The sequence below is a fragment of the Xanthobacter wiegelii genome (assembly GCF_043193855.2).
Lineage (GTDB): Bacteria > Pseudomonadota > Alphaproteobacteria > Rhizobiales > Xanthobacteraceae > Xanthobacter > Xanthobacter flavus_A.
On sequence record NZ_CM195529.1, the window covers coordinates 2,221,551 to 2,239,385 of the forward strand.

General features: G+C 67.7%; 12 protein-coding genes. 8 read left to right on the forward strand and 4 right to left on the reverse strand.

Features of this window, described 5'->3' with window-relative positions:
* Positions 1-196: 196 nt before the first annotated feature.
* Positions 197-2,620, reverse strand: a complete 2,424-nt coding sequence (locus V5F63_RS10240; RefSeq protein ID WP_209488932.1) for a penicillin-binding protein 1A — start codon at positions 2,618-2,620, stop codon at positions 197-199.
* Between the two features lie 435 nt (positions 2,621-3,055).
* The gene (locus V5F63_RS10245) at positions 3,056-6,343 is read right to left on the reverse strand and encodes an Rne/Rng family ribonuclease (protein ID WP_394102600.1); all 3,288 of its coding nucleotides are present in this window, start codon (positions 6,341-6,343) and stop codon (positions 3,056-3,058) included.
* Positions 6,344-7,144: 801 nt separating this feature from the next.
* Between V5F63_RS10245 and V5F63_RS10250 the strand changes: the two genes are divergently transcribed.
* The 4 genes from V5F63_RS10250 to V5F63_RS10265 all read left to right on the forward strand — a co-directional run bounded on the left by V5F63_RS10250 (position 7,145) and on the right by V5F63_RS10265 (position 11,754).
* Positions 7,145-8,332, forward strand: a complete 1,188-nt coding sequence (locus V5F63_RS10250) for an N-acetylmuramoyl-L-alanine amidase (RefSeq protein ID WP_245327513.1) — start codon at positions 7,145-7,147, stop codon at positions 8,330-8,332.
* Positions 8,333-8,535: 203 nt separating this feature from the next.
* Positions 8,536-9,537 (forward strand): sialic acid TRAP transporter substrate-binding protein SiaP, encoded by a 1,002-nt coding sequence (locus tag V5F63_RS10255; protein WP_209488935.1) that lies wholly within the window; start codon positions 8,536-8,538, stop codon positions 9,535-9,537.
* 225 nt (positions 9,538-9,762) lie between these two features.
* Positions 9,763-10,344, forward strand: coding sequence for a TRAP transporter small permease (locus V5F63_RS10260; protein ID WP_209488936.1), 582 nt, complete (start codon positions 9,763-9,765; stop codon positions 10,342-10,344).
* A 3-nt stretch (positions 10,345-10,347) separates the two neighbouring features.
* Positions 10,348-11,754 (forward strand): TRAP transporter large permease, encoded by a 1,407-nt coding sequence (locus tag V5F63_RS10265; RefSeq protein WP_209488937.1) that lies wholly within the window; start codon positions 10,348-10,350, stop codon positions 11,752-11,754.
* Positions 11,755-11,771: 17 nt separating this feature from the next.
* Here the strand turns inward: V5F63_RS10265 and V5F63_RS10270 are convergent, their stop codons facing one another.
* Positions 11,772-12,179: a DUF983 domain-containing protein gene (locus V5F63_RS10270; protein ID WP_209488938.1), complete on the reverse strand. Its 408-nt coding sequence runs from the start codon at positions 12,177-12,179 to the stop codon at positions 11,772-11,774.
* 244 nt (positions 12,180-12,423) lie between these two features.
* Between V5F63_RS10270 and crtY the strand changes: the two genes are divergently transcribed.
* Genes crtY through V5F63_RS10290 form a run of 4 tightly spaced genes read left to right on the forward strand, consistent with a single transcriptional unit; the run spans position 12,424 to position 17,298 of the window.
* Positions 12,424-13,578: a lycopene beta-cyclase CrtY gene (crtY, locus tag V5F63_RS10275; RefSeq protein ID WP_209488939.1), complete on the forward strand. Its 1,155-nt coding sequence runs from the start codon at positions 12,424-12,426 to the stop codon at positions 13,576-13,578.
* Positions 13,578-15,098 (forward strand): phytoene desaturase, encoded by a 1,521-nt coding sequence (locus V5F63_RS10280; protein WP_394102601.1) that lies wholly within the window; start codon positions 13,578-13,580, stop codon positions 15,096-15,098. The genes crtY and V5F63_RS10280 overlap by 1 nt, the downstream gene beginning before the upstream one ends.
* Positions 15,095-16,036: a phytoene/squalene synthase family protein gene (locus V5F63_RS10285; protein WP_394102602.1), complete on the forward strand. Its 942-nt coding sequence runs from the start codon at positions 15,095-15,097 to the stop codon at positions 16,034-16,036. The genes V5F63_RS10280 and V5F63_RS10285 overlap by 4 nt, the downstream gene beginning before the upstream one ends.
* Positions 16,033-17,298, forward strand: a complete 1,266-nt coding sequence (locus V5F63_RS10290; RefSeq protein ID WP_394102603.1) for a glycosyltransferase — start codon at positions 16,033-16,035, stop codon at positions 17,296-17,298. Before V5F63_RS10285 ends, V5F63_RS10290 begins: the two co-directional genes overlap by 4 nt.
* Here V5F63_RS10290 and V5F63_RS10295 read toward each other — a convergent pair.
* Positions 17,273-17,827 (reverse strand): GNAT family N-acetyltransferase, encoded by a 555-nt coding sequence (locus V5F63_RS10295; RefSeq protein ID WP_394102604.1) that lies wholly within the window; start codon positions 17,825-17,827, stop codon positions 17,273-17,275. The genes V5F63_RS10290 and V5F63_RS10295 overlap by 26 nt on opposite strands.
* Positions 17,828-17,835: the final 8 nt, after the last annotated feature.

Below are 17,835 nucleotides of genomic sequence, written 5' to 3' on the forward strand. Positions count from 1 at the left end.
CGTCAAAAACCGGGCCTGCCCGTGCGGTCTCGTCCGCTTCGATCGTGCGTCGCCGCCCGTTCTGCAATCAGTGCTGGCGCTGCGATGCTCGGCTGAATGATGGCTCTGCGCCTGCTGCATACTGACGCACGGCCAAGCTTAAGCCTGAGGTTTTGAAGGGCCCGCCATGCGCCGGCGGTGCCCGCAGGGACCGGCCTCAGTAGAGGCCGCCCGTCCCGCTCCTGGCCACCGGCGTGACCGGCTCCGGATTGGTGCCGTCGGTGCCCGCATAACCCGCCACCGAATAGCCGTCCGGCGGCGCTGTACCCGGCTTGAAGCCCTCGAGGATCGCGTTGCCGTCGCCGGCGCTGGTGCGCTGGCCGCTCTTGCGATCGATGCGGACGAGCTTGATCCCTGCCGGCACGCGGAAGGGAATGGCCGGGCGATCGGCGATGGCCACCTTCATGAAATCGCGCACGATAGGCGCGGCGACGAGGCCACCCGTCGAGCCCTTGCCCATGGGCCTGGGCTTGTCGTAGCCGAGATAGACGCCAACCACGATTTCCGGCGTGAAGCCGATGAACCAGGCATCCTTCTCGTCATTGGTCGTGCCGGTCTTGCCGGCGATGGGCTTGCCCAGTTCCTTGAGCGCCGTGCCCGTGCCGCGCTGCACCACGCCCTCCATCATGGAGGTGATCTGATAGGCAGTCATCGGGTCGAGCACCACGGGCCGCCGGTCGATCAAAGACGGCTCGGGCTGGTTCTCCCAGGACGTCGCCTCGCAGCCGCGGCATTCGCGCTCGTCATGGCGATAGATGGTGTGGCCGTAGCGGTCCTGGATGCGGTCGATGAGCGATGGGGTCACCTTGCGCCCGCCATTGGCCATCATGGCGTAGGCGCCGGTCATGCGCATGAGCGTGGTCTCGCCCGAGCCCAGTGCCATGGCGAGGTAGGGCGGCATGTCGTCATAGATGCCGAAGCGCTTGGCATATTCGGCGATGATCGGCATGCCCACGTCGTTGGCGAGGCGCACCGTCATGACGTTGCGCGACTGCTCCAGGCCGAAGCGCAGCGTCTGCGGGCCGTAATATTTCTTGGAGTAGTTCTCCGGCCGCCAGGTGTCCTGACCCTGCTGCTCCAACTCGAACGGCGCGTCGATGACGATGGTCGACGGCGTATAGCCGTTGTCGAGGGCGGCTGAATAGACGAGGGGCTTGAACGAGGAGCCGGGCTGCCGCATTGCCTGCGTGGCGCGGTTGAACTGGCTTTCGTCGTAGGAGAAGCCGCCGGAGAGGGCGAGCACACGGCCGGTGGTGGGCTCCATGACCACCATGGCGCCCTCGACGCCGGGCGGCTGGCGCAGGCGCCACTGGCCTCCGGAGCCGCCGAGCGGCTCCACATAAACCACGTCACCGGGCTTCAGCACCTGGCTGATCGGCTTGCGGGTCCATTTCGCGCCCTCGGCCGGGATCAGGCCCACCTCACGCTCGATGGAGCGCTGGCCGGACTTGGTGCGCTGCGGTTGCAATCCGATGCGGGCGTTGTCCTTGCTCACGTCGAGGACAATCGCGAGGCGCCAGGGAATGTCGGTCCATTCCTTCACCTCGCCCACCTTCACACCCCAGTCGTCGCCGGGCAGGAGATCGATGTGGGTGACGGGCTTGCGCCAGCCGCGCTCCTCGTCATAGCGCACCAGCCCGTCGGTGAGGGTCTTCTTGGCCAGCACCTGCAGCTTGGGGTCGAGCGGGGTACGGACGGAGAGGCCGCCTTCGTACAACTTGCGCTCGCCGTAGCGCTCGTAGATCTGCCGGCGCACTTCCTCCGCGTAATATTCGGCGGCGAAGATCTGCGCGCCGGTGGCACGGGGGGTGACGTCCAGCGGAGACTTCTTGGCCGCCTCGCCCTCCTGCGCGGAGACGAAGCCGTTCTCGACCATGCGGTCGATAACCCAGTTGCGGCGATCGGTGGCCCGGTTGCGCTCGCGGAAGGGGTTGTAGTTGGACGGCGCCTTCGGCAGAGCGGCGAGATAGGCGGCCTCCTGCACGTTCAGCTCGTCCACCGACTTGTCGAAATAGACCAGTGCCGCCGCGGCGATGCCGTAGGCGCCCATGCCGAGATAGATCTCGTTGAGATAGAGCTCGAGGATGCGGTCCTTTGAATAGGCGCGCTCGATGCGCAGGGCGAGCAGGGCTTCCTTGATCTTGCGGTCGAGGCTGCGCTCGTTGGTGAGCAGGAAGTTCTTCGCCACCTGCTGGGTGATGGTGGAGGCACCCTGGGCGCGGACGTTCTTGCCGTAGTTCTGGGCGAGATTGAGCGCGGCGCGGAAGATGCCCGTGGGGTCGATGCCGCCGTGCTCGTAGAAATTCTTGTCCTCGGCCGACAGGAAGGCCTCGATCACGGAGCGCGGCACGGACTGGATGGGGATGTAGAGGCGCCGCTGCTTGGCATACTCCGCCACCAGCGCGCCGTCCGCCGCGTGGACGCGGGTCATCACCGGCGGCTCGTAATTCTGCAACTGGGAGTAGTCGGGCAGGTCCTGGGAATATTTCCAGACCAGATATGTCGCGCCAGCCGCGCCCGCCAGCAGAACCAGCGTCGCGAGCGCGAACAGGAAACCCAGGAACCTCAAAATCACCCGCATCTCGCAGCTTCCTCCCGCCGCAACCCGAGGGATGCCCGACGCCCCGCGCCTGAGTGGCGCAGTCGATACCGGATATCACCGCCCTTCGGGCCGCCTTGGCGCAGCCTGCCCAAATCCGACCTGAAACCCATCCTTGCCATAGCCCGCCTTGGCGCGGATGCGAAGCAGCTAGATTGAGGAACCCGCTGCCTCAAGGCAACCGTTCCCGACTGCCCTGCATCGGCCTTGACGTTAAGCCCTGTCTGGAACCGCTTTCGCTGTGGCATCCCGGGGGGACTCGCACGCGCACCGCTATGCGGGCGAAACGTGGCCTCTTCGCGACGGACGGGGAGCTTTCAGTGGACTTGCGTCTGGCTGGCACCCGAAATGAAAAGGGCCGCTCGAGGCGGCCCTTTCACAATCAGGAGACGTTCAGCGCTTTGCGTCCGGATGGCGTCAGCCACCGAACAGCTTGCGCTGCCACCAGCCCGAGCGGGGCTTGGCAGGGGGCTCGCTGGATTCGGCCGGCGCGGCGGGTGCTTCCGGCGCGGGGACGGGCTCTGCAGCAGCGGGGGCAGCCTCGGGCTCGGGCGCAGGGGAGGCCTCCGCAACAGCAGCGGGCGCCGCGGGCTCGGCCGGCGTTTCCGCCACCGGGGCGGCGACGCCGCCGTCCGTCAGGATGATCGGAGCCTTTTCGCGCACGGTGGAGCGCCGGCGCCGACGGGCGGCCTCGGGGCTTTCCGCCTCGGCGATCGGCTCGGGCGCGGCCACGGCGGCAGGCGCTGCGGCGGCCTCGGCCTTGGGCTCCGAAGGGGCCTCGGCGAAAGCCGGCGTGGCGTCGGTGGGCTCGGCAATTGCTGCGGGAGCTTCCGCCGCGGGGGGCTGATCCTCGTCGCTCTCCTCGGAGCCTTCGGCGTCGCCGTCCGCGCTCAGCGGCGCCTCGTCGTCCCGCTCGCGGCGATTGCGACGGCCACCGCGGCGACCCCGGCGACGGCGACGGCGGTCGCCGTTCTCGTCGTCACCACGTTCGCCATCGGCGCGTTCATCCTCGCCGCGCTCCTCGTCGTCGTGCTCGTCGTCATCGCGGGCGTTCTCATCGCGCTGACCATCGGCGGTGCCGTCCTGGGCTTCGGCTGTATCGGCGGAGGCGTCATCCTCCTCCTCGCCCTCGGAACCCTCGGCGCCTTCGCGACCTTCCTCGCGCTCACCCCGCCGCCGGCGGCGGCGGCGGCGGCGCTTGCGGCCGGCATCGTCGGACCGCTCGCCATTGCCTTCGGAGGCCTCGGCCTCGGCCTCGGTCTCGGCTTCCTCGACGATCTCCTCCTCATCCTCCTCGATGAAGTCTTCGTCGGGGAGGATGGAATCAGGCTGCACCACAGAGCTCGGCCGCGGCGCAGCGGGGGCGGGGGCTGCGAGATCGCCCTTCTCGATGATGAAGGGCTGGTGGCCGGTCACGCTCTCGTCCGCCGCGACGGAGAGGGTCACGCTGAAGCGCTCTTCCAGCTCGCGCAGATGGGCGCGCTTCTGGTTGAGCACGTAGAGCGCCACCTCGGTGCGGGTGCGGGCGATGAGATTGTGCGTCTGCGAGCGCAGCAGCTGCTCCTCCATTGCGCGCAGCAGCTGGAGCGAGACGGAGGCCGCCGAGCGCACGTGCCCGGTGCCGCCGCAGTGCGGGCAGACCTCGATGGAGCTTTCCAGCACGCCGGTGCGGATGCGCTGGCGCGACATCTCCAGGAGGCCGAAATGCGAGATGCGGCCGATCTGGATGCGGGCACGGTCGTTCTTGAGGCAATCCTTGAGCTTGCGCTCCACCGCCCGGTTGTTGCGCTTCTCCTCCATGTCGATGAAATCGATCACGATGAGGCCGGCAAGGTCGCGCAGGCGCAACTGTCGGGCGATTTCCTCGGATGCCTCGAGGTTCGTCTTGAGGGCGGTGTCCTCGATATGGTGCTCGCGGGTCGCCCGGCCCGAGTTCACGTCGATGGAGACGAGCGCCTCGGTGGGGTTGATGACGATGTAGCCACCGCTCTTCAACTGCACCACGGGGGAGAACATGGCATCGAGCTGCTGCTCCACGCCGTAACGGGCGAAGATGGGCTGCGGCTCGCGGTAGGGCATCACCGACTTCGTGTGGCTCGGCATGAGCATGCGCATGAAGTCGCGCGCCTCGCGGAAGCCCTCCTCGCCGGCGACGTGAATGTCGTCGATGTCCTTGTTGTAGAGGTCCCGGATGGCGCGCTTGATGAGCGAACCTTCCTCATAGACGAGGCTCGGCGCGGAGGACGAGAGGGTCATCTCCCGCACCGTCTCCCACAGCCGCAGGAGATATTCGAAGTCGCGCTTGATCTCGGTCTTGGTGCGGTTGGCGCCTGCGGTGCGCAGGATGATGCCCATCCCTTCCGGCACCTCCAGGTCCTGCACCACTTCTTTCAGGCGCTTGCGGTCGACCGCATTGGTGATCTTGCGGGAGATACCGCCGCCACGCGCGGTGTTGGGCATCAGCACGGAATAGCGGCCGGCGAGGGAGAGGTAGGTGGTCAGCGCCGCGCCCTTGTTGCCGCGCTCTTCCTTGACCACCTGGACCAGCATCACCTGACGGCGGCGGATGACTTCCTGGATCTTGTAGCTGCGGGCGCGGCGCTGCGGCGCGCGCTCCGGCACCTCCTCGAGGGCGTCGTCGTCGGCGCCGAGGTGCTCGATTTCCTCTTCCTCGTCGATCTGGTCGACATCGCTGTCGTCCTCGTCGTCGTCCTCGTCCTTGTCGCGCTTGCGGTCGTTCCGGCGGCCGCGATGGCGACGGGAGCGTTGCCCATCCTCATAGCGCGTCTCGCGAGCGGAAACCTCCTCGGGCGCCTTGTCTTCCGAGGTCTCCTCGGCTTCCTCGTCGTCCTCGTCCCGATCCGGGTGGTCGTGCCCGTCCTCGTCGTGCTCGGCGTCGTCGTCTTCCTCGTCGTCGTCACCGGCTTCCGTCTCACCGGCCTCGTCATCGCCGGCGGGCGCCGTGTCGCGCACGACAGCGCCACCCTCAAGGATCGGCGCGGAAACGCTCTCGCCCTCGGCGGCCTCGCGGCGGCGCGCGGCTTCTTCCTCGTCCGGCGCCTGTTCCTGGGGAGCGGGCAGGGGGGTGCCGAGGGGCGCGTCGATGGCGGCCTCGGCCACGGCGGCAGCCGCTTCCACCGCCTCGGCGGGGGCGACCAGGGCGCTCATCGGCTCGGCATGGGACTCGGACGGAGCCGACACGGCCTCGGCCAGCGTCTCGGAACCGAACTCGGCGACCGAAGCGGTGGCGGTATCTCCGGCGGGCTCGGCCGGGTCAACGGCCTCGCCGGCCTCGAACGCGACCGCCTCAACCGTCTCGGCAGCGGCGCTGATGCTCTGGTCGGGCTGGGACCGCTTGGCGCGGCTGCGCTCGCGACGGCGATCCTTGAGGTCGGCCTCGTCCTCGGCGAGACGCGCGGCGCGCTCCTCTTCCTCGATCAGGGCGAGGCGGTCGGCGACCGGGATCTGGTAATAATCGGGGTGGATCTCGCTGAAGGCGAGGAAGCCGTGGCGGTTGCCGCCGTACTCGATGAAGGCCGCCTGGAGAGACGGCTCCACGCGCGTCACCTTGGCGAGATAGATATTGCCCCGCAACTGCTTGCGGGATGCGGACTCATAGTCGAACTCTTCGACCCGGTTCCCGCGCACGACCACGACCCGGGTCTCCTCCGGGTGGGTCGCATCGATGAGCATCTTGTTGGCCATGGAAATCTCTCTTCACGGCGCCGGGAGCAATGCTCCGCGACGGCCGCGGCTCGACCCCTTCGGGCGCTGCCGCGACGCCGTTCTGGCGCCGGATGTGATGACGTGAGGAAGAAGGGGAGGCGCAGGTACGCCCAAGCGCGTCGTTCGCACGCTCGGGGGCGGGGCACACGGGAGCGCGCTCAGCGCGCATGTCGTGCGGGAAAAATTCCATGCCCTCGGTTACCCGCTCCTCGATGAAGGGTTCAGGCCGGGGCGGAGGCGGGCGCCTCGTTCCGGCCACGGTACACACTCGCCCGATTCCCCAGATCGTCCCCTCGCGGACCATCGGCGAAACTGGTTGCGAGGCATGCCGCCCGCGCCGTCCGGCGCTTGCCTAAGGGCCCTCGGTGACGGGGGAACGCCCCTGAGGATGCCGCCTTCGGCAATAGGGGATGCCTGAAACCGGGCTCTCGCATGCGCAGCGACCCGCCCGGATTTTCGACACGCCCTGCGGCAGCCGCGGCAACCGGGGCCGAAGAGCCTGTTCCGGAACGCGAACTGTGTACGGTTCCCTTCTTACCCGCCGGACTTCCCGCTTGGCAAGGATCATGCGTTCCGAACCGCGCGCCACGGGGCTATAACGCTGCGTCAACGCATCGTTTACGCGCGCCGCCTTATGCCTGCCCCTCTCTTGTGGCTCGCTTCGAAGCCCGCCCTGGGGGAGGGCGGCGCGAGGGTGGATTTGCGATGATCCGACGCCGGCCCGGCCCCGCCGTCCTGTCTTTTATCCCGGCGCGGAGCCATCTCGGCGCTGCCTGTTTCTTGGTCCTGTTCACTTTTGTGGCGCTCTTCAATGGTGCCGCGCGCGCCGAGGGGGAGGGGCAGGCGCTGGCGCGGGAGGTGCGGCTGGCCGGCGATGCCAAGCGCACGCGGCTCATCGTCGATCTCGATCGCGCCCCTGCTTTCCGGGCTTTCACCCTCGCCAACCCGCCCCGGGTGATTCTCGACCTTTCCGACGTGACGTTCGCCCTGAAGCCGGACGGCAGCCAGATGCGGCGCGGGCTGGTGAGCGCCTACCGATTCGGCGTCTTCGCGCCGGGCAAGGCGCGGATGGTGCTGGAGGCGACAGGCCCCGTCGCCATCGACAAGGCGTTCGTGCTCGATGCCGTGGACGATCAGCCGGCCCGGCTCGTGGTGGATCTGGTGAAGGCTGATCCCGATACCTTTGCCCGCTCCATCGCCACCGAGGCAGAGCAGCGCACCGCTCTACCGGCAGCCCCGGTAGCTCTCCCACCGCCCGGCGATAGCCGTCCGGTCATCGTGATCGATCCTGGACATGGCGGCATCGATTCCGGCACGTCCGGCTATTCGGCCTTCGTCGAGAAGACCATCGTGCTGGAGACCGCTCTCGCGCTGCGTGACCGGCTGGAGAAGGCGGGTGGCTATCGCGTGGTCCTCACGCGCACGACCGACACCTTCGTGCCGCTCGCCGACCGGGTGGCCGTCGCCCGCGCCAACCGGGCCGACCTGTTCATCTCCATCCACGCCGATGCGCTGGCGCGGGGAGATGGCAGGGCGCGGGGTGCCAGCGTCTACACCTTGTCCGAGACGGCAAGCGATACCGAGTCCGCCCATCTGGCGGACAAGGAGAACAAGGCGGACCTCATCGCCGGTGTCGATCTATCCGAAGAAACGGACGAGGTGGCCGGCATCCTCGTGGATCTCGCCTACAGGGAGACGCGCAATTTTTCGGCTTTGTTCGCCCGCAGCCTGGTCGGCAGCATGAAGAGTTCAATCCGCATGCACGGCACGCCGCTGAAGTCCGCCGGCTTCCGGGTGCTCCGCGCCCACGACGTACCGTCCGTGCTGGTGGAGCTTGGCTACATGTCGAGCCCGGACGACCTCAAGCAGCTCACCTCCGAGGCCGGTCGCGACCGCATGGCCGACGCCATCGCGGCGGGTGTCACGCAGTTCTTCGACCGGCGGGGCGCGCCTGCGCCCGCTCGCTAGAACGCACGCCGCCCCGGCTGCAGGCATCGCGCGTGGCTGCGTCTCTTGTCGACAATGGCCCTTGCCCACCGCCCCGGACTGAGTACCATGGAAAAGGGCGGCATCCGGCCAAGGTTCAAAACGATTTAACTCGCCGGCCTGCCACCACGCTCATTGAGCAAAAAGCGGACGAAGACGCCGCATTCCGTGTGGGAGGATTTTTGATGATCGACCGTCGTCGTGGCCTAGCGGCCGCGCTCGCCCTGCCGCTCGCCTTCGCGGCTGCCTTTACCTTCGCCGCGCCGGCCAGCGCCCAGACCAAGCTCAAGTGGGCGCATGTCTACGAGCCGTCCGAGCCGTTCCACACCGCCTCCGTCTGGGCTGCGGGTGAGATCGCCAAGCGCACCAATGGCCGCTACCAGATCGATGTCTATCCCTCCTCGCAGCTGGGCAAGGAGAGCGACATCAACCAGGGCCTGACGCTCGGCACGGTGGACATGATCATCTCCGGCTCGAGCTTCGCCGGAAAGGCCTATCCGCCCATCGGCGTCACCTATTATCCCTATACCTTCCGGGATGCGAACCATCTGCTGGCCTATGCCAAGAGCGATGTCTTCAAGGATCTCGCCAAGGGCTACGAGGACAAGACCGGCAACCACATCGTCGCCGTCACCTATTACGGCGTGCGCCAGTCCACCTCGAACAAGCCGTTCAAGTCCTGCGCCGAGATGAAGGGCCTCAAGATCCGGGTGCCGGACGCCCCGGCCTATCTTGCCATGCCCAAGGCCTGCGGTGCCAACATCACCCCGATCGCCTTCGCCGAGGTCTATCTCGCCCTCCAGAACGGCACGGTGGATGCGCAGGAAAATCCGCTCACCACCATCGAGGCGAAGAAATTCTACGAGGTCCAGAAGAACATCGTGCTGACGGGCCACATCGTGGACCATCTCAACACGATCATCTCCGCCAACCTTTGGAAGAAGCTCTCGCCAGAGGATCAGAAGATCTTCACCGAGGTCACCCAGGAGGCCGCCGCCAAGGCCACGGCCGAGGTGGCGCAGCGGGAGAAGGAACTGCTCGACATCTTCAAGCAGAAGGGCCTGACAGTGGTGGAGGTGGACACGGACGACTTCCGCAACACCGTGATGAAGAACATCACCTTCGAGAGCTTCGGCTATCGCAAGGCCGACTGGGACCGCATCCAGGCCATCAAGAGCAATATGTGAGGCCGGGTGGGAGCGCTCGGCTCCCGCATTGTCAATGCCACGACGTTCGTCATGCCCCGGCTTGTCCGGGGCATCCACGGCGCCGCTCGGTCGGTTTTCGTGCCTGAGGCTCAGCTTTCGCCGAGACGTGGATCCCCCGGACAAGCCGGGGGATGACGACGGAGGGCGGGGCTCCGCTTTCTTGAATTTCCATCCGCGCACTTCTCCCCCATCCCGGACCCCTTCATGGCTCAGGAAGTCCACACCCGCGTTACCGGCGAGGAACTCGCCCATACGTTCGAGCAGCAGGAGGAGGTGGACCTTTCCGGCTACGCCTTCGAAGACTGGATCACCCTCGCCATCTTCTGGATCATGGCCGGGCTGGTGTTCACCCAGTTCTTCACCCGCTACGTGCTCAACGACAGTTTCTCCTGGACCGAGGAATTGGCCACCTACTGCCTCGTGGCGGTGGTGTTCATCGGCGCGGCCATGTGCGTGCGGCTCTCGCGACACATCCAGGTGGACCTCATCTACCGCTTCATCCCGGAGCCGGCGGGACGGGTGCTGTCGCTGTTCGTGGACCTCGTGCGCACCGGCTTCATCGCCTACGGCGTGTGGCTGATGGTGCGCTACATCGCGCTCGTGGGCGACGAGCCCATGGTGATGGTCGATGCGCCCAAGAGCGTCGTCTACTACGCGGTCCTCTTCGGCTTCGTGATGATGCTCATCCGCTCGGTCCAGGTGGCCGTCGGCAACATCCGCCGCGGCTACAGCGTGCTTGAACGCCCCGAGGCGTTCGAAGGCACCTACGATCACAAGGGGGACTGAGCCATGTGGCTGCTCATCGGCGGGTTCCTCGTCCTGATGCTCTGCGGCGTGCCGGTGGCCATCGCCATGGCCGGGGCATCGCTGGTTTACATCCTCGTTTCCGGAACGGTGCCGGACGTTGTCATCGCCCAGCGTATGATCGCCGGCGTGGAGAGCTTCCCGCTGCTGGCGGTGCCGTTCTTCATCCTGGCCGGCAATCTCATGAACATCGCCGGCGTCACCGGGCGCATCTATGCCTTCGCGGTATCGCTGGTGGGTTGGATGCGCGGCGGGCTGGGGCAGGTGAACATCATCGGCTCGGTGATCTTCTCCGGCATGTCCGGGACCGCCATCGCGGATGCGGCCGGGCTCGGCACCATCGAGATCAAGGCCATGAAGGATCATGGCTATTCCACCGAGTTCGCGGTCGGCGTCACCGCCGCCTCGGCGACGCTGGGGCCGATCATTCCGCCCAGCCTGCCGTTCGTCATCTACGGGATGCTGGCCAACGTCTCCATCGGCGCGCTCTTCCTCGGCGGCGTGGTGCCCGGGGTGGTGATGACGCTGCTGATGATGGGGACGGTTGCCTATTTCGCCCGCCGCAACGGCTGGGGCTCGGATGCCGCGTTCAACTGGAGGCAACTGCTCTCGGCCAGCGTCGAGGTGGTGATCGTGCTGGCATTCCCGGCGGCGGTCTATGTGATGATCGCCCTCGGGCTCTCCACCAACCAGGCCGTGCTCATCGCGCTCGCGGTGCTCGTGGCGCTCGACTGGTACTTCGACTTCTCCGCCGTCATGGCGCTGATGACGCCGGTGATCCTCATCGGCGGCATGACGCTCGGCTGGTTCACGCCCACCGAGGCGGCGGTCGCGGCGGTGATCTGGTCGCTCTTCCTCGGCCTCGTGCGCTACCGCTCCATGACGCTGAAGACGCTGGCGAAGGCGACCTTCGACACCATCGAGACGACGGCTTCGGTGCTGTTCATCGTCACCGCGGCGTCCATCTTCGCGTGGCTGCTCACCGCCAGTCAGGCGGCGCAGATGCTCTCCGACGCCATCCTCGGCTTCACCCAGAACAAATGGGTGTTTCTGGCGCTCGCCAACCTGCTGATCCTGTTCGTGGGCTGCTTCATCGACACCATCGCGGCCATCACGATTCTCGTGCCCATCCTCTTGCCCATCGTGCTCAAGCTCGGCATCGACCCGATCCATTTCGGGCTCATCATGACGCTGAACCTGATGATCGGGCTGCTGCACCCGCCGCTGGGCATGGTGCTGTTCGTGCTGGCGCGGGTGGCGAAGCTCTCGGTGGAGCGCACCACCATCGCCATCCTGCCCTGGCTGGTGCCGCTGATGATCGCGCTTCTCGCGATCACCTACATCCCCGGCCTCACCCTCTGGCTGCCCCACGCCATGGGGCTGGGCCGCTGACGAGGGGCTGGGGCGGGTCAGGCGCCCGTCCGTCCCTCGGGGGCGGACGGGGTGATGACGCGGCGGCCTTCCTCGGCCTTGTAATAATACTGGCTCGCCACCAGCCAACCCTTCAACGGTCGGAGGGGTGGTATACAGGTGAGTAGCAAGAGCGGCAGCGTGGTCACGAGGTGAACCCAGTAGGGTGCCTGATAGGCCACCTCCAGCCAGATCGCGAACAGCACCGCCGGCACGCAGGCGAAGCACATGACGAAGAAGGCCGGCCCGTCCGCCGGATCGGCGAAGGAATAGTCGAGGCCGCAGACCTCGCAGGCCGGGGCAATGGTCAGGAAGCCATTGAAAAGGTGGCCCTCGCCGCAGCGGGGGCAGCGGCCTCGCACGCCCGTGGACAGGGGCGAGAGATGCGGCCAATGCTGTTCGTTCATGATATCTCCCGGGCCGGTTGGGGCTTCCGCCCGTCCGGCGTCACGCGGGTCTGGCGATGGTTCGCCGGCGCAGTGTGCTCCCGTGAGGTAAGTTTCCGCGCCCCTACCCGCAAGTGAGAGCGAGTCGCAGCGGCACCAAGCCGCATCCCTGCCGACGCAGGGGGTGACAGGCGGGCGGGCTCCAGCTATTCGGCTTTAAGGAAGGGCGACCCAAGGGAACGCGGCACGAGAAGCGGGGCGGGGCATGGATATCGTTTTCGTCGGTGCCGGGCTCGCCAACTGCCTGCTCGCCGCCCGCATCGCCCAGCGTCGCGGCCGGGTCCGCATGCTGCTGCTGGAGGCGGGCGAGAGCGTCGGCGGCAACCACAGCTGGTCGTACCATTCCAGCGATTTCGAGCGCATGCAGCATGCCTTCCTCAGCCCGTTCCGCGCCCATGTGTGGATGGGCAACGACGTGCATTTCCCCGCCTACTCCCGCATCCTCAAGGGCCACTACGGCACCGTCACGTCCGAGCGCCTGTCGCAGGTGATGCACGAGCGGCTCCATACGTCCATCCGCCTGAACGCCAGGGTCGCCCATGTGGCGGCGGACCACGTCGTTCTCGCCGGCGGAGAGCGGATCGACGCGGGAGCGGTGATCGACGGGCGGGGGCAGGTGCCGTCCCGCCATCTCGACCTCGGGTTCCAGAAATTCATCGGCCAGGAGGTGCAGCTTGCCCGGCCGCATGGCCTCGCCCGGCCCATCATCATGGATGCGCGGGTGGAGCAGATCGACGGCTATCGCTTCGTCTACGTGCTGCCGCTCGATCCGCAGACGCTGCTGATCGAGGATACCTATTATTCCGACGGTCCCGAGCTTCCGGCCGACACCTTGCGGCGCCGCGTCAAGGCCTATGCCGCCGCGCAGGGCTGGGAGATCGAGCATGTGGTGCGCGAGGAGGAGGGCGTCCTGCCCATCGCCCTCGGCGGGGACATCGGTGCCTTTCTGGCCGAGGCGCCGCCCGGGGTGGCGCGCGTCGGGCTGCGCGCCGCGCTGTTCCACCCCACCACGGGCTATTCCCTGCCGGATGCGATGGAACTCGCCGACCTCGTGAGCGAGCTGCCGGACCTCTCCGGCCCGGCCCTTTCCGCCTTCGTGCGCGACTATGCGCGCAAGCGGTGGGACAGCCGCGGCTTTTTCCGGCTGCTCAACAGGATGCTGTTCCGCGCCGCCGCGCCGGATCGCCGCTATGCCATCCTTGAGCGCTTTTATCGCTTGCCCGAAGACCTGATCGCGCGCTTTTACGGGGATCGCCTGACCTTCAAGGACAAGGCACGCATCCTCACGGGCCGCCCACCCGTATCGGTGCTGAAGGCCATTTCCTGCCTGCCCGAGACGAAAGCCGCCACCGGTTCCTGATGATGCTTGATGCCACCACGTCCCCCCGCCGCGCCGCCGTCATCGGGTCCGGCTTCGGCGGTCTCGCCCTTGCCATCCGCCTGCAGGCCGCCGGCATCGCCACCACCGTCTTCGAGCAGCGGGACAAGCCCGGCGGCCGGGCCTATGTCTATGAGGACAAGGGCTTCACCTTCGATGGTGGCCCGACCGTCATCACCGACCCCTCCTGTCTCGAAGAGGTCTACGAGGCCGCGGGCCGGCGCCTCTCCGACTACGTGGACCTGATGCCGGTCTCGCCCTTCTACCGCCTCTTGTGGTCGGACGGCCGGCAGTTCGACTATGTGAACGATCAGGCCGCCCTCGATGCCCAGATCGCCGCCTTCAACCCGGCGGACGTGGAAGGCTACCGGCGCTTCTTCGCTTATTCCAAGGCGGTGTTCGAGGAGGGCTACCTCAAGCTCGGCGCCGTGCCGTTCCTCAGCTTCTCGGACATGATGAAGGCCGGCCCGCAGCTGGCGAAGCTCCAGGCGTGGCGCTCGGTCTATTCCATGGTATCGAGCTTCATCAAGGACGAGCACCTGCGGGAAGCCTTCTCCTTCCACTCGCTGCTGGTGGGCGGAAACCCCTTCTCCACCTCGTCCATCTACGCCCTCATCCATGCGCTGGAGCGCAAATGGGGCGTGTTCTTCCCCCGCGGCGGCACCGGCGCGCTGGTGCGCGGTATGGTGAAGCTGTTCACCGATCTCGGCGGCACGATCCACCTCTCGGCCAAGGTGGACGAGATCGTGGTCGAGGTTGACCGGGCGACCGGCGTGCGCGTCGGCGGCGAAATGCGCCCGTTCGATCTCGTCGCCTCCAACGCGGACGTGGTGCACACCTACGCCCACCTCATGCGCAACAGCGCGCGCGGGAAGGCGGAGGGGGCCAAGCTCGCGAAGAAGCGGCATTCCATGTCGCTGTTCGTCATCTATTTCGGCGCCAACCGCACATGGGATCATCTGCAGCACCACACGGTGCTGTTCGGCCCGCGCTACCGGGGCCTCGTGAACGAGATCTTCAGCGGCCCGGATCTGCCGGAGGATTTCTCCCTCTATCTCCACGCGCCGACCGTGACCGACAAATCGCTGGCGCCCGAGGGCTCCACCGCCTTCTACGTGCTCTCCCCCGTGCCGCACCTCGGCAAGGCTGAGATCGACTGGGACGTGGAAGGGCCGAAGTATCGCGACCGCATCCTCGGCCATCTCGAGCAGCGCCTGCTGCCGGGGCTGAAAGAGAGCCTCGTGACCACGCGCATCCTCACCCCCTTCGGCTTCCGGGACGAGCTTTCGGCCCATCTCGGTTCGGCCTTCTCGGTGGAGCCGATCCTCACCCAGTCGGCGTGGTTCCGGCCGCACAATCGCGACGACAAGATCGGCAACCTCTATTTCGCCGGCGCCGGCACCCATCCGGGCGCGGGCGTTCCGGGGGTGGTGGGCTCGGCCAAGGCGACGGCTGGCCTCATCCTCGAAGACCTCGGTATCGCCGCCCGGTCCCCCGCATGAGCGGGACGGACGCTGCTCCGGACGTGGTGGGCGCGAGCGAGGAGGCCATCGCCAAGGGCTCGAAGAGCTTCGCCGCCGCCGCCCGGCTGTTCTCGCCGCGCATGCGCGAAGATGCGGTGATGCTCTATGCGTGGTGCCGCCACTGCGACGACGTGGTGGACGGGCAGGAGCTTGGCCACGGCCGCATCGCGAGCGCCCAGACGCCGGCCGAGCGGCTCGACGCCTTGTTTGAGGAGACCCGCCGGGCCTATCGCGGCGCGCCGTCTTCCCATCCCGCCTTCGCCGCCTTCGCCGAGGTGGTCCGCCGCAATGACATTCCCGAGCGCCATCCCCTCGATCTGCTCGAGGGCTTCCGCATGGACGTGGAAGGCCGCCGCTACGAGACCCTAGATGACACGCTCACCTACTGCTACCACGTGGCCGGCGTGGTGGGGGTGATGATGGCGCTGATCATGGGCGCGCGGGACGAGGTGGTGCTGGACCGGGCGAGCGACCTCGGCCTCGGCTTCCAGCTCACCAACATTTCCCGCGACGTGATCGAGGATGCCGGCATCGGCCGCATCTATGTGCCGGGCACGTTCCTCGACGTGGAAGGCGTGCCCGAGACGGAGATCGCCGCGCCCGGACACCGCGCCGGCGTCGCCGCCGCCGTCGCGCGGCTCCTGGATGTGGCGGAGCCCTATTACGAGCAGGCGGTGATCGGCATGGGCGCCCTGCCGTTCCGCGCCGCCGCCGCCGTGGGCGCCGCCCGCTGCGTCTACCGCGCCATCGGCACCGAGGTGCGACGGCGCGGGCCGAAGGCGTGGGATGCGCGTGTCTCCACCACCAAGGCGCAGAAGATCGGCTACCTGATGCAGGGCATCGGGCTTGCCCTCTCGACCCGCCGCAGCGGACCGCAGCCGCCGCGCCCGAAGCATTTGTGGACGCGGCCGCGATGACCCATTTCGCCGTCGTCGCCCCGCCGCTGCCGGGGCATTACAACCCATTGCTGGTGCTGGCGCGCGAACTCGGCGCGCGGGGCCATCGCGTCACCTTCGTCCACATGGTGGATGCGGCGCGGCTGGTGAAGGGCAAGGGGGCGGACTTCGCTGCGGTGGGCACGCGCGATTATCCCGCTGGCGCCCTCGACGCCTATGTGAACCGCCTCGCCAAGCCCACGGGGCTGTTCGGCCTTCTCGGTACACTGCGCGCGACCGCCGCCCAGACGGACATGCTGTGCCGCGATCTGCCCGGCGTGCTGCGCGACATCGGTGCTGACGCGGTGATCGCCGACCAGACGGAGGCGGCGGGCACCTTGGTCGCGCGCCACCTGGGCCTGCCCGTGATCTCCACCGCGACCGCGCTGCCGCTCAATCGCGAGGTGGGCGTGCCGCCGCCCTTCGTGCCGTGGCCGTATGAGGAAGGCGAGAAGGCGCTCGTCCGCAACAAGGGCGGCTATCGCGTGACGGATTTCCTCATGTCACCCATGCGCAAGGTGCTGGCGCGGCACGGCGCGACCTTCGGGCTGGATCCGTTCGCCGACGGCGGTTTCTCATCGCTCTTGACCGTGGCGCAGATGCCGAAGGGGCTGGACTTTCCCCGCACCGAGCTCCCCACCACCTTCCATTACGGCTCCCCCTGGCGCGATGCCGCCGCCATCCCGGTAGCCTCCGCACCGCTGCCGGAAGTGGGGGACAAGCCGCTCGTTTTTTGCTCCCTCGGCACCCTGCAGGGCGCCCGGGCCGATCTGTTCCGCAAGGTGGCGCTGGCGGCGCGGGAGGTGGGCGTGCGCCTCCTCATCGCCCATGGCGGGCTTCTGTCGCAGGCCGAGGCCGCGCGGCTCGCTGAGCTTGCAGAGGTGCGCGCGTTCGTCCCCCAGCAGGAGGTGCTGAAGCGATGCGCGGCGGCGGTGCTCCATTGCGGCATGAACACGGTGCTCGATGCCATGGCCGAGGGCGTGCCGCTGGTGGCCATGCCCATCGCCTTCGAGCAGCCGGCCACGGCCGCGCGCCTCGCCTATGCGGGCGTTGCCGAGGTGGTGCCCGCCGGCCGTGCCAGCCAGAAGCGCCTGACCGCCGCGCTGCGGGCCGTGCTGGAGCAGCCACGCTATCGCGAGAACGCCCGGCGGATCGCGGCCGAGATGGCACAGGGGCGCGGCGTGACCGATGCCGCCGATCTCATCGAGGCGGCGGTGGTCAGGCCCGCACTTCTGACCGCCTGAGTCGATAGATCACCTGCCGCCGCAACGGGTGGCCCGGCGGCGTGGACGGCAGGTCGAAATCGCCGCTCTCGTCCCGCGCCATGCCGAGCCGCTCCATCACCGCCCGCGAGCGGAGGTTCGCCGGCACGGTGATGGCGACGATCTCTTCCAGTCCCAGAGACGCGAATCCGAAGTCCAGCGCCGCCCGCGCCGCCTCGGTGGCGTAGCCCTGGCCCCAGAAGGCGGGATCGAACCGCCAGCCGATCTCCACCGCCGGCGTGAAGTGCTCCGTGTAGGGCACATGGACGAGCCCGCAATAGCCGGCGAAGTCGATGACGCCGGGCACCTCCACCACCCACAGTCCGAAGCCGTGCCGCGCGAAATGCGCCTCGGCCCGCTCCGCCACTGCATCGCTGGCGGTTCGGTCGGCGATCGGCATCAGGAATTCCATGGTGCGCGGATCGGACTGCATCGGCCACAGGGCATCGCGGTCGGATGGTCGCCACGGGCGCAGCAGGAGGCGGTGCGTCTTGAGCGTCGGCGCGCTCATGATGGCCG